Annotated in this window: 12 protein-coding genes and 2 pseudogenes; 6 read left to right on the top strand and 8 right to left on the bottom strand. The window is 66.3% G+C overall.

Annotated elements, in window-relative coordinates:
- Positions 1-319, top strand: a 319-nt coding sequence (locus tag IH68_RS0148520) for a peptidylprolyl isomerase (RefSeq protein WP_030950169.1), incomplete at its 5' end; no start/stop codon positions are given.
- 335 nt (positions 320-654) lie between these two features.
- On the opposite strand, the gene IH68_RS0148515 is transcribed toward IH68_RS0148520, so the two are convergent.
- The 3 genes from IH68_RS0148515 to IH68_RS0148505 form a co-directional block, all read right to left on the bottom strand.
- Positions 655-1668 (bottom strand): terpene synthase family protein, encoded by a 1014-nt coding sequence (locus IH68_RS0148515; RefSeq protein WP_030950168.1) that lies wholly within the window; start codon positions 1666-1668, stop codon positions 655-657.
- Positions 1669-2194: 526 nt separating this feature from the next.
- The gene (locus tag IH68_RS0148510; RefSeq protein WP_051834156.1) at positions 2195-3163 is read right to left on the bottom strand and encodes a pyridoxamine 5'-phosphate oxidase family protein; all 969 of its coding nucleotides are present in this window, start codon (positions 3161-3163) and stop codon (positions 2195-2197) included.
- Between the two features lie 24 nt (positions 3164-3187).
- The gene (locus tag IH68_RS0148505; RefSeq protein WP_030950166.1) at positions 3188-4060 is read right to left on the bottom strand and encodes an alpha/beta fold hydrolase; all 873 of its coding nucleotides are present in this window, start codon (positions 4058-4060) and stop codon (positions 3188-3190) included.
- Positions 4061-4144: 84 nt separating this feature from the next.
- On the opposite strand from IH68_RS0148505, the gene IH68_RS0148500 reads away from it, so the two are divergent.
- On the top strand, positions 4145-4702 hold the full coding sequence (locus IH68_RS0148500) for a CGNR zinc finger domain-containing protein (RefSeq protein WP_030950165.1): 558 nt from the start codon (positions 4145-4147) through the stop codon (positions 4700-4702).
- 110 nt (positions 4703-4812) lie between these two features.
- Here IH68_RS0148500 and IH68_RS0148495 read toward each other — a convergent pair whose 3' ends face one another.
- Both IH68_RS0148495 and IH68_RS54780 read right to left on the bottom strand, forming a co-directional pair.
- The gene (locus IH68_RS0148495; protein WP_267883801.1) at positions 4813-5703 is read right to left on the bottom strand and encodes an NAD(P)-dependent oxidoreductase; all 891 of its coding nucleotides are present in this window, start codon (positions 5701-5703) and stop codon (positions 4813-4815) included.
- 134 nt (positions 5704-5837) lie between these two features.
- The gene (locus tag IH68_RS54780) at positions 5838-6320 is read right to left on the bottom strand and encodes an IS5 family transposase (protein ID WP_159403897.1); all 483 of its coding nucleotides are present in this window, start codon (positions 6318-6320) and stop codon (positions 5838-5840) included.
- Positions 6321-7214: 894 nt separating this feature from the next.
- Here IH68_RS54780 and IH68_RS56920 point away from each other — a divergent pair.
- The 3 genes and pseudogenes from IH68_RS56920 to IH68_RS59620 all read left to right on the top strand — a co-directional run.
- Positions 7215-7775, top strand: a complete 561-nt coding sequence (locus tag IH68_RS56920) for a hypothetical protein (protein ID WP_159403896.1) — start codon at positions 7215-7217, stop codon at positions 7773-7775.
- Entirely contained in the window at positions 7765-8409 is a 645-nt protein-coding gene (locus tag IH68_RS56915) for a hypothetical protein (RefSeq protein WP_159403895.1), read from the top strand. Before IH68_RS56920 ends, IH68_RS56915 begins: the two co-directional genes overlap by 11 nt.
- Positions 8410-8813: 404 nt before the next feature.
- Positions 8814-8999: pseudogene (locus tag IH68_RS59620) on the top strand (helix-turn-helix domain-containing protein); the annotation flags it as partial.
- Between the two features lie 213 nt (positions 9000-9212).
- Here IH68_RS59620 and IH68_RS58935 read toward each other — a convergent pair.
- From IH68_RS58935 to IH68_RS0148460, 3 genes and pseudogenes are all read right to left on the bottom strand, one after another.
- Positions 9213-9779: pseudogene (locus IH68_RS58935) on the bottom strand (winged helix-turn-helix domain-containing protein); the annotation flags it as partial.
- Positions 9780-9808: 29 nt separating this feature from the next.
- Positions 9809-10810: an IS481 family transposase gene (locus tag IH68_RS0148465; RefSeq protein ID WP_030950152.1), complete on the bottom strand. Its 1002-nt coding sequence runs from the start codon at positions 10808-10810 to the stop codon at positions 9809-9811.
- Positions 10811-10815: 5 nt separating this feature from the next.
- Positions 10816-11631 (bottom strand): NAD(P)H-binding protein, encoded by an 816-nt coding sequence (locus tag IH68_RS0148460; protein ID WP_030950150.1) that lies wholly within the window; start codon positions 11629-11631, stop codon positions 10816-10818.
- Between the two features lie 87 nt (positions 11632-11718).
- Here IH68_RS0148460 and IH68_RS0148455 point away from each other — a divergent pair, with 87 nt between their 5' ends.
- Entirely contained in the window at positions 11719-12141 is a 423-nt protein-coding gene (locus tag IH68_RS0148455) for a winged helix-turn-helix transcriptional regulator (protein ID WP_030950149.1), read from the top strand.
- Positions 12142-12275 lie beyond the last annotated feature (134 nt).

Raw genomic sequence — 12275 nt, 5'->3', positions numbered from 1 at the left:
CAAGGACGAGCTGCCGGTGGACCTGCCGCCGGCACCGAGCGATCCGACCGGCGTCCGTCGCCTTTACGGGCGCGGCTTGCTGGCGATGGCCAACGCCGGTCCGGACACGAACGGTTCGCAGTTCTTCGTCGTCTACGGCGACTCCGCGCTGCGGCCGGACTACACGGTGTTCGGCACGGTCGGTGCCGCCGGCCTGGAGACGCTCGACAAGATCGCTGCTGGCGGTATCGAGCCAACTGCGCAGGACCCGACGCCTGTCGACGGCACGCCCGTGCTGCGGACCGAGCTGCTCAGCGTCCGACCGTCGTGCCGGCCCTGATGAACTGTGGTGCGTTCACCGTGGGTCCAGCTATGTGCCCAGTCTCACGCACCCCCACAATCCGACTTCGGCATGACCGTGGAGGCCGACGGCACCCACCGCGTCTGGCTGGGGGTACCCGACGGACCTGCTTGGTACCTGCCGGTACGACTCTGAGTACGAGCACGGCCGTTGCTGCTGCTCGCCCAGTGCTGTCGACAGCGGCTTTAGCGTCTTCGGAATGGATCACAACGAAGAGGACATGCGCCACATCACCGCCTGCGGACCGAAGGCCGAGATCGACGGCGCTCGGATAGGTCCTGCCAGCCTCGTACCCGTTCGCTTATTGCCTACGGTCACTGGTGGGGGAGGAGAATCTCGCCTGTGTTTTCAAGGGCTTGCTCGGGCGGACTTGTGTAACGGGGAGCTTGGTAGTGATAGTCGAAGTTGGCCCGGACGTAACGGGTGTAGTCGGTGGCGGTGCGCAGTGCATCACTGTGGGCTTGCCCGGTGACCTGGGATGCGGCGAGTTCGGCCGGTAGTTGTTGTTCGGCTGCGAGCATGCGGTGGATGCAGGTGGTGAGCATGTCGTTTACCGTCTGTAGAGCCTGCGGACGGGTGAACTGGTGGTGGCGTTCGAGAAGCAGCACCACGTTGTAGGGGTAGCTGGCGGCTTCGTCACTGGGAAGGGAATGAATGTCGTTGTAGAGCCCCATGTGTTCCTCGGCGGCATCGCGCAGATTGCGCAGAGCGGGCAGGTGCCGAACGCCGGGTGCTAGATCGCATCCGGAGGCGATCTCGCTGATGTCCATGAACATGTATAGCGCCACCCCGTCTCGGCGATGTACCCGATACTCCTCCAGTGGCGGAAGATGCCCGCTGATTGTTCCGACGGCCTCGCGGTAATAGGTCCACCACCAGGCCCGGACCTCGGAACGGAATGCCTGGCGCCACCCAGTGGAACGACCGGGCGACAGCCTCTGCCAGAGGTCGGCGAAGGCTGTGGCAAGCCGGCCAGGAGGTTGATCGGCCAAGCGGCCAGTGTGGTCGAACACGGCATCCAACGCGGAGATGGTGTCCAGGCAGCGCCGTGGGTCGGGGGCCTGAATGTCGAATTGGTCGTCGACGATGAAGGCCCACGCCAGGTACTGGGTGAGCAGGGCCAGTACCTCCGGTGCCGCCTGCGGGCACCACCGCGCATACATCAAAGCTGGGCGGGTCCTCTCAACCCGGCGCCGAGCTGCCGGTGTGGGCACCAACGCGCTCGACTCCAGCCATGCCCACATTGCCGCCTCTGCCTCATCGGCGGCTGGGTTCACCCCCTCGTCCCGGAACGGCATGAAGAACGTTGGCAGTTCCAACACGCCCATGACCTCCCGCTTAGGTGTTCGCAGCTGTCGTTCTTTGCCCATGCCCCTCGGCATCTGGAATCGCTGGGGTCGGTGCGGAGCGGTGCACTGGCATCTGTAGGGCTGTATCGGTGTCCGCTCAGGAGTTAGATCTAGGAAAGGTTGCTTGAACGAGCAACATCTCCTATCCCGGGTCTTGCCCATCCCGAACCGGGCCCAATGCGACAGCGAGATTGCTTTTGGGAGCACACGCAGTGCGCGGCGCATTCAACGTGACACTGCATAGGTCTCTGGCCCATGCACACGCCTCTACCAACGTCACGCTCTATCCGCGCGCCCGCCTGCCTTATCTGAGCGCGACATCCATTACCCCCTTCGTAGGCACGTCGCGGCGCGGCCAGCAGAGAGCGAAGCCGAAGCGATTGCACCGCTTCTCGCACCCTGTGCCTGTCCGACAGCCCTCCTATCGTCGGCTGAATGGATCAGACGAACGACAGGGACGCTGTGCGTCACGTACGGATCACTGCTTATTAGGCGGGGGAGCAAGTCAAGGAGCGATGTCACGGCCCGCGCGGCGGGCGGACCACGGTTGGTTCGGTGGCCGGTCGTCGGCGCGCGCAGGCGGATTGACTCGCGAGTAGGCGTGAAACTCCCACCTCAGGGAGCTGGCGTGGTCGATCTGCACCACCTTGGCGATGTCGAACTCGACCACTCGCAGGGCTCCGGGGTGCTTCTGAGCGCGGGCGGGGTCCCAGTGGATCCGGCTCTGTCCGGTCAGCTGCAACGTGTGACCGTTGTCCCAGTCCAGGAAGAGCAGACCGGTCGCCGGGTTGAGGTGCATGTTGCCGAGCGTCATATAGAACTGGTTACCGGTGTAGTCCGGCCAGACGATTGTGCGCGGGTCGGCGACCGTGGCGAATCCCGGCATGCCGCCACGGTGCGAGGAGTCGGCGCCGTGTTCGGGTGAGAGGCTGGCGATGAAGAATGTGTCGGTGCCCTCGATCCACCGCTGCTGGTCTTCACTGAGCTCTTTGCCGGTCACAGCCGGTCCGGCGCCGCCGGGTACGGTCTCTTTGACGGTGCGTGTCTGCAGGTACTTCGGGCAGTTGCCCAGCACCTGCTCGGTCCGCATGACGAGGCGGTTCCCGTCGCGCCTGCCGACTCCGTTCAGCCGGATCCGACGTTGTGTCTGCGGCTGGAGGGCGAGCACGCCGATGTCGCGTTCGGTGCGGAAGGCGTCGCGGAGCGGATCACCGGGCGCGGGCAACGCGTCGATGACGACGGTCCGTTCGTCCACCGCTTCGGCGAAACCGGTCGGCCCGTCGACGATGGTCGACCAGATCGCACCCTCGTCGTCGGCCCCCGCGATGACGAGCATGCGCTGGTCCCGGATGAAGGGGACGAACGCTTGGGGGATCTCCGGGCCGAACATCGCAGAGCCCCATCCGGGCCCGCCCTCGCGGGCCTGCCGCTGGATCGCCTGCTCGCCCTCATGCTCGACGTTCCTGATATCCATCCATCCTCCTTTGCGCGGGCCTGATCACTTCCAGGCGCGGTCGAGAAAGTCGTTGATCAGCGGGGCGATCTGCGGCAGATGAGTTTCCAGGGCGAAGTGGCCGGTGTCGAAGAGGTGGAGTTCGGCGCCGGGCACGTCGCGGAGGTAGGCGCGGGCCCCGGGCTCGGGGAAGAAGGGGTCGTTGCTTCCCCAGGTGATGAGGGTGGGCAGGGTGTGCCGGCGCAGCCATGCGTGCCAGTGGTCGTAGTGCTCGACGTTGGTGTGGTAGTCGAAGATCAGTGCCTGCTGGGCCTCCTTGCGGCCGGGCAGGTCAAGGAAGTGCTGGTCGAGGGTGTAGCCGTCCGGGGCGACGAGGTCGGGGTCGGGGACGCCGGTCTCGTACTGGCTGCGGGTGCCGTCGAGGGTGAGCATGCCCTGGATGGCGTCCTGGGCGCCGGGGGTGTCGGGGGTCAGGCCGATCAGGTCGCGGGCCGCGTCGGAAAGCCCTTCCTCGTAGGCGTTGCCGTTCTGCACGACCAGCCCCGCGATCCATTCCGGGTGGCGTTCGGCGATACGGAAGCCGATGGGCGCGCCGAAGTCGAACACGTACATCACGAACCGGTCGAGGCCGAGTCGCCGGACGAAGCCTTCGGTGATGTCGGTGAGCCGGTCGAAGGAGTAGGTGAAGTCGTCCGGGGCCTGGGTGTGGCCGAAGCCTGGGTAGTCCGGGGCGATCAGCCGGTAGCGCGAGCCGAGCGCGTCGATGAGGCCGCGGAACTGGTGGGAGCCGGACGGGAAGCCGTGCAGGAGCAGCAGTACCGGCGCGTCGGCCCGGTCCGGGATGGACTCCCGGTAGAAGACGCGGACGCTGTCGACATCGATGTGGCGGTGGACGGTGCGGGCAACTGCGGCGAACATGCTAATCCCTTCTAGGCTTATATATGCATTAGGTATAACGCCGAGCTGGCTAACGTGTCAATCGATCGATGTACCATTAGCTGCATGAGTGATCTTGTGCCGCTGACCGGAGAACCGCTGGCGCTGGACCTGGTCAACACCCGTCCGACCGCAGGCGACCTGCTCGCGACCCCCGACGACCTACGGGCCTGGTGGGCCCTTCAGGCCGACCGCCTGCCGGACCAGGTGCCACATGCAGTCACCGCCGCGGACCTGGCCTCCGTGCGCGCCGTACGGGAGCACACCGCCCGCGCCCTCGACCACGTCCGCCGAGGCGACGAGCCCCTGGCCGCCGACCTGGACGCGCTCAACCAGGCGCAGCGCGCCGCGCCGGCGATCAACGAGCTGGTATGGAACGGGTCGGCGGTGGCCTCCACCCGCAGCCGCCACGGGTCACCGGGCCTGCGGCTGGCCGCCTTCCTCGCGGAGACCGCCGCCGAACTGCTGGTAGATCCGGCCGTCACCAGGATCCGGGAATGCGAGGCGGACGACTGCGTGATGCTCTTCCTGGCCGCCCATCCGCGCCGCCGCTGGTGCTCCGCCACCCGCTGCGGCAACCGGGTGCGCGTCGCCCGCCACTATCAGCGCAACAAGGCCAGATGACCCGAACGTCCCACACTCTCGGGTCCCCGCGGTCGCTCCTGTCTGGCGAGGAAGTCGAGCAGCGCCTTGTTGACCTCGTGCGCGTGGGTCCACAGGCGGTACCGGACCCGTCAGGGGCGCAGCAGGGTACCGGCGGCCTCCTCCAGCAGGGTTACGGCAAGAAGTTCGCCATCCACAGGTCCGAAATGCTCCAGGGCCAGCCGGTGGATGCGCAGCACTGTGTCGGCCATCTCGTGTGGGGTGCCGAGGTCTTGGGCCTCACCGGTGATGACCTTGAGCTGGTCGTGGATGCGGTCGAGGCCGTAGGAGCGAAGGTAGTCCCCGGCGAACAGAGCCGGCAGGTCCCGGCGGATGAAGTCGCTGCTCGCCGCGCTGTCGGCGAGCGTGTCGCGCAGGGCAGCGAGGTCGATGCCCGCTCGGCGTCCGAGCAGCAGGGCCTCGGCGGTTGCCGTGGCCTGCCCGAACCAGAGGAGGTTGATGAGGAGTTTCGTCGTGTAGCCGGTTCCCGGGCCGCCCATGTGGCGGATCCGGTCCGGTGTCGCCACCGCTTCCACCAGCGGCCTGCACCGGTCGAGGACTTCAGCGGAACTGCCCACGAACAACTGCAGGCGCCCATGTTCGGCGTCGTCCGGACTGCCGCCCATGGGTGCTTCGAGGACATCGACGCCGTGGGCCCCGGCTCGTTCCCGCAGCTCCCGCGCGGCTGCGGGGGCGTTGCTCGTCATGTCGATCCACACCGCTCCAGGGGCCAGGGCGGCGAACACTGCATCCGGAAGAGCTGCCGCAGCCTCATCGGGTCCAGGAACCACGGTGACCAGTACATCCGCCCCGGCTGCGGCCCTCGTGACGGAGGGCGCCCAGTCCGCGCCCAATGAGCGCACCGCTTCTTCGGGTTCGGGACGCAGATCGGAAACGGTCACCGTGTGGCCCGCCGAAACGAAGCGTCCACACAGAGGTGTCCCCATTCGGCCGGCACCGACGAGGGCTATGCGCGAGGGCAAAGAATCACCGCCATGGCAGTCGTGTGTCTGTCGTTTCCCTCCGGCGCACCCGAAAGACCGCCGCCGTCCGGTCGCTTGGAGACACTATGGATCACCCGGGAACACTGCGGTCATCCTACGAGCTCGTAACGTGATCACGATCCGGCCTTCTTGAGTCGTCGCCGGCAGATGAGGCTGCAGCCCAATGAGACAAAGGCGTCGTGAAGTTCGAGGCGGCGTTCCCAGCGCACGGCCAGGCGTTTGAACTGGTGGAGCAGGGCGAAGGTCTGCTCGACGACGTAGCGGAGTTTGCCCAGGCCCTTGATGTTCGGGGCGCCTTTGCGGGAGATCACCGGCAGGATCCGACGGCGACGCAGTTCACGGTGCACGGCCCGGGAGTCGTACGCCTTGTCGCCCAGGACGGACTCGGGCCGTCGTCGTGGTTGGCCGGGCCGTCCGGCGACGGGCGGGATGCCGTCGACCAGGTGGAGGGTCTGGGTGATGTCGTTGACGTGGGCGGCGGTCGTGATGACGTGGAGCGGGGTGCCGCGCCCTTCGCAGATCAAATGGCGTTTGCTGCCAGTCTTCCGCCGGTCGACCGGCGACGGACCGGTTGCTCCACCCCCTTTTTCGCGCACACATGGGAGCCGTCCACGCACGCGCGGGTCCAGTCGAGTTCGCCGGCCGCGTGCAGCTCGGCGAGCAGGATGCGGTGCAGCCGGTCGAAGACGCCGGCCTTCTGCCAGCGGTCCAGGCGCCGCCACCCCGTCTGTCCGGAGCTCGAACCCCAGCTCCAGCGGCAGGAGTTGCCAGACGATGTCCTGGTGCAGGACGTACAGGCTGCCCTGCAGGCACAGCCGGTCCGGTACCCCTGATCTGTCTCACTGCAACGAGTGGTTGATCAACTCCCTCTGCCTGTCCTGCTCTTCTCTGATCTGGATTGGTGTTCCAGGGGAGGGACGTTGGCCCTGTTCTTCGTTCGACGGCCGCTGGTCGAGCGGTAGGGGGAGGGGCTCTCCGGTAGTACGGCGGTGGCCTTGCTGCACCGACAGGTGGTCCCGGACGGGATGCTGATTGTGCTGGGGTCGGACATGCGGCTGGTCGAGCCGCTGTCGTCGTGGTTCCGTCACCTCGCCTACCTCGGGCGGTTCCCGGGGCCTCCACCACGGTCATCGTCGCCCTCCACCACGACAACGCAGCCCTCCGCCAGTAGCTGGACACGCAGACCGGGGCCGTCGTCACCATCGGTCCGCCACGCTCCGAGTGATCCCGAGGGGGCCGTCCTTCCGGCCATTGTCAGAACCCCACGGCAAGATGGCGAGACCAGCACCATTGAGCGGTCAAGTCCACGATCAGTAGGGGGAGTTGCGTTGCCTGCGAGGAAGCGGCAGGACCTGGCGGTCGGCGCCAGGGTCGGCGTCCGCGAGGTGACCGGCCCGTCATTCGCGAAAATCACGACGGGTCGCAGTGGGCAATCACCAAAGCGCAATCGGTACTTCGTTCCGATGCGTTGCACGGCCTGTAAGAGGAACATGGACATCCGGGAGGACAGATTAAAGGAGTTGGAGACATCGGCTTGCGGCTACTGTTACGCGAGCGTCGACGGCGACCCGGAATCCCGAATCCATGTCGAGAGAGTATGGAATGGCCAGGTTCAGGTCTATGACAGATATCGCTTTCACGGGAAATCGCGCAGTCGCCTTCACGGCGTCTGGACCAACATGCGGGAGCGATGCAACAACCCTAAGTCAGAAAAATATCCCGGATATGGCGGCCGCGACATACCAGTCACGGTCGATGCAGCCTGGCACAACTTCCTCACCTTCGCCCAGTGGGCAGAGGAGAGTGGATACCAAGAGGGCCTGCAACTCGACCGAATCAACAACGACCTCGGTTACACCCCAGAGAACTGCCGGTGGGTCACCGACCTTGAGAATCTCATGAACCGAAGCAGATTTCTCCCTGCCCCGCTGCATGAGGCGCTCGAAGTTCGTGCAGTCCGTGACGGCATCGACACCTACACGGTGATCCGTCGAGCCCTGGAAGCCCACCGCGAAGCGAGCCAGTGGGCAGGAGGCGACCATGACCAGTGAGCGCAAGGGGTCGGCGAAGCGTCCACCGGCGGCCGTCGGGGACGTCTACGAGCGGCTGACGATCACCGAGTTCCTCGACAGGCGCCAGAACAGCAAAGGCGAGTGGATCCCGTGGGTCCTCGTTGAATGCTCATGCGAAAACCGAACACGCAGGGAAATCAGGCTTTCAAGCCTCAGATCCGGAAATACCCGCAGCTGCGGATGCCTTGCTCGCGAGACGGCAAGGGCTCGCAGTACAACCCATGGTGATCACAAGACTCGCCTCTACGGAATCTGGGCATCGATGAAGTATCGCTGCAAAAACACCACCCATCGAAATGCGCACCGCTATTCACTTAAAGGTGTCACTGTCTGCGATGAATGGCAGGACTTTGTCACCTTTCGAGACTGGGCGCTAGCGAACGGATACATGGACGGAAAGGAGATCGATCGGATTGACACCAACCTGGGTTACACCCCCGATAATTGCCGGTGGGTGACGAAGCTGGAGAACCTTGATAACCGTGCCAAGTACTTGCCAGCGGACCCGGAGGAATGGCTTCACTCTCACGCACGCCGAACCGACTCTTCGCCCTATGAAGTGATCAAGGCGGCCCTCGAAGCCTACTTGGATGCCTCACGGACCAGGGCCTGACGAGCCGCCGCAGGTCCGAAGGTTGGACATCCGGGCCTTCGCGAGGTTGGTATGCGGGCGTTTCATGAGACATCGAAACGGTGGAGAACAGGTCCGCGGAGACCATGCCGGCCACCGAGCCCCTCCCCGACCCCTTCCCCTGCGGCGACACTCCGATGCGGGACCACGTACGGGCCTTGGGCGGCCGCAACGCATGGCCCGACTCGTCCTCGAACACCAGCCACGCGTCCTGCTCCCTCACCTTCTTTCCACGCGCGCCCACGTCTCTTCCCGCCCTACCCGCATCTGCTCCTCGTCCCACTCGACGGCCCGATGCACGGGAACCTAGTGCTCGATTCCGCTTTCGGCGGGTATAGCTGCTGGTAGCGGGGTGGTCGCGGGTGCTCGGGGGCAGGTGCTGGGGCATGGTGCTGAGGGCACGGCCGGGACGTGACGAGGGCGAGCAAGCGGTGGTTCACCGTCTGGCGGCTGCCAGGAAGGCGCCGAAGGTTCTCGTGGAGCGGTGCCGGATGGTCGAGTTGAGCTGGGACGGCCGGCTGGTCCCGCAGATCGCCGGCGAGGTGAGGTGCAGTCAGGAGACGGTGCGTCGCTGGCCGCACTGCTTCAACCGCTCGGGGCTTGAAGGCTTGGAGGATCTGGGCGGGCAGGGCCGCAAGCGAAGGATCACGGTGCGCGCGCACGACCAGGTCGCGGTAGTCGCTGCAGGCGAAGGCGTCGCGTCCTTTGCCCCGGTGCTTGCGGTGGCGGCGCGGCCGGTAGATCAGCCGGGAGGATTCTCCTGGCCGGTAGCAGCACATGGCGGCGATCGACCAGCGGCGCCAGGAGCGGCCCCGCACCCGCACCGCGGGTGTCTGCCCGCGTCGGCCCCAGGTGCGGGCGCGCGGCGGGGTCATCGAGAATCCGGCCTCGTCCTCGAAGACGATATAGGCCCCCAGCGCCGCCGCGGTCATTCCGCCGGCGGCCACACGTCTTTCTTCCACAAACCCACTGCCTGCTCGTCGCGTTCCAGCGTGGCGGGCCGGAGACTGCCAGGACCAGCCGTGCCGGTGCAGCAGCCGCCACACGGCCGCCGAGGAGCAGTCGATGCCGAACTTCCAGGCGATCAGCGCTCTGACCCGTGCCAGGGTCCATCGCTGGTCCTCCCAGCCGTGCTCGGCCGGCCCGAGGGCCAACTCCTTCTCCAGCTCGGCGAACTGGCCCTCGGGCACCTTGGGAAGTTTCGCCGGCCCCGTGGAGGCGAGGGCGTCCATCCCGCCCTCCTGCCAGGCATGACGCCAGCGTTCCACCGACCGCTCACTCACCCGCAGATCCTTCGCGATCACCGCGGTCCTCTCACCGCGTACGAACCGCTCACCGGCCTGGTACCGGATCCGCTCACGAAACTGCCGCCGCTCGGCGGTTAGCTGTACGAGGCCATGACGTTGGTGACGCCGTCACGTAGTCGGGCAGCTGGCGGTTGCCCTCCCGCGCCGCTGTGGGGCCGGTGGTAGTTGTAGTGGATGCTCCACACGTCGAGCGCCTGGCTTCGTTGGTCTTCGGATTGCCAGGTCCTGGCGTAGAGGAACTCCTCGGCAAGGATCCGGTTATGTCGCTCTACCTTGCCGTTGTGGCGGGGCGTGTATGGAGCGATCCGTTGGTGCCGTGACCCGAGGAGAGCCCGAGCGAAGGCGTCGGCTCGGTAGCAGGAGCCGTTGTCGGTGACGATCCGCTCGATGCGAGTGATGCCGTGCGCCGCGAACCAGGCTCGCGCTCTGTGCATGAACGCAATGGCGGTGCTGGCCTTCTCATCGCTCAGCGATTCGGTGTAGGCGAGTCGGCTGTACCCATCGACGGCCGAGTGCAGGTAGGCGTATCCGGCACGCCGGCCCTTCCGCTTCCGACGCTCGGCAGCCTTGGCTTGAGCGCTCCCTCGGCCATGGGCTCGCCAACCGCCGCCGTCGGGGATCCGCCCGACCTTCTTCACGTCGATGTGGACCATGTGTCCGGGGCGGCGGGCTGTGATCCGCCGTGGCTCGCGGTTGGATTCTCCGTTCGGGTCGAGGAACCGGCGATGGTTCAGCCCGAGGGTGTGCAGGTACCGCGAGACGGTACGGCGGCTGATCTGCCAGCCGTCTCCTTGAAGCTCAAAGGTGATTCGGGAGGCTGACCACGTGTTCCTGCGTCGCATGTCCTCGATCTGCGCGACGACGTCTGCGTTGATTGCGGTCGGCTGGCGGGACGGAGTCGAGGATCGGTCGAACAATCCGAGGTCCCCGTGTTGGCGATAGCGGTTAACCCACTTTGAGGCGCATGCCCGGGAGATACCCATCTCGGCGGCGACGTGCTCGATCGGCCGGGTGCGGCAGCGTTCGATCAGGCGACGGCGACCTTCGATGGACAGTGGCTCATTGCGGTGAACCATCCGTGTCAGCTGGCGTCGGGGCGCATCGCGGCCGCGGTGTCCGTGGCGACGGTGACCGGGTCGGTGAGCGGTCGGCCGAGTAGTTGGGCGAGGTCGGGGCGGGTGGTGCTGAGGAACCCGTGACGGACGCTGGTCGCGATCGAGGCGAGCATCGACGGCTGGAACGGCAATAGCGTGTCGTCAGCGAGGAGTTGGGCCCGGTACTCCCCGAGCCCAATGGTCCGGTGCGCGACTCCGAGGGATTCGGCGATACCGACGGCGGTGATCGGTTCGCCGACCAGGTCATAGGTCTTGCCGGCGTGCGCGGTCGGATTGCTGGCCACGATGGCCGCGGCCGCGGCCAGGTCCGCCCGCGCCACAGCGGCGAGCACTCCGTCGCCGAACGCCGATTCCACACCGTCAGCGGTCCAGGTCAAGAGGGCCCCGAAGAGTTCGGCGTAGAGCCCGTTGCGCAGGACCGTCCACCCAAGTCCACTGGACTTGATCAGCTGCTCGGTGGCCCGATGGGCGAGGGCGAAGCCAAGGTGGTCACCGGCGCTGGCCAGGCTGGTGTACACCACGTGGCTCACGCCATTGCGCACTGCAGCGTCTACAGCTGCCTGGTGCCGGGTGATGACCTGGTCGTCCTCGGCGTACCCCGCCGAGACGAGGACCAGCGTAGAAACGCCGGTGAGGTCGAGGCTCGTGGGATCGTCGAAGTCGAGTCGCCGCTGCCCTTCTGCGGGCGATCGAGTGCCGCCCAGGGCGGGCACGTGGCGTTCAGCCAGCTCCTGGAGCGTGAGAGAGGCGAGCCGCCCATTCGCGCCGGTCACCATGATCATTGTGGTTGTGTCTCCTACCGTGGTTCTCTTCAGTAACTACGGTGAGATCTTCAACCGGCCCAGGTCGACCCACAAGGAGGCAGTTTCGTGTCAGTGACGCACACCGAGGTAACCGCTGAACCCGCTGAACTCGAACCCTGCGGACAGCAGGACCACCCCGACTGCGGGATCCGCGACGTCCTCGACCGGGTCGGTGACAAGTGGTCGGTCCTCGTCATCGTCGAGCTCGCCAACGGCCCGCGGCGTTTCCGACAGCTTCAGCGTGCCATCGATGGGATCTCCCAGCGCATGCTGACCCTTACGGTGCGCCGACTGGAGCGAGACGGCCTGGTCCTTCGGACCGTGTATCCGACCGTGCCGGCCCAGGTCGACTACCGGCTCACCGCGACGGGTGCGAGCCTGACACACCTCGTCAAGGCACTTGCCGACTGGTCACTCGAACACCGGGCCCACATCGCCCGCGCCCGTGAGACCTACGACAGCGAGCACCCCGACAACGAGATCCGCTGATCAGCGAAACGTCATCAACCTCCTGACCCGCAACAGGAGTCGCTGGCCCTGGCCTTCGTGGCAGGACTCCAGCGTCTGCCGCCGCGGCAGCGCGCGGTGCTGGTGCTGCGCGACGTGCTCGGTTTCCGCACGGC

The organism is Streptomyces sp. NRRL S-646, from assembly GCF_000720765.1.
GTDB lineage: Bacteria > Actinomycetota > Actinomycetes > Streptomycetales > Streptomycetaceae > Streptomyces.
This window is presented reverse-complemented; position numbering and strand designations above follow the sequence as displayed.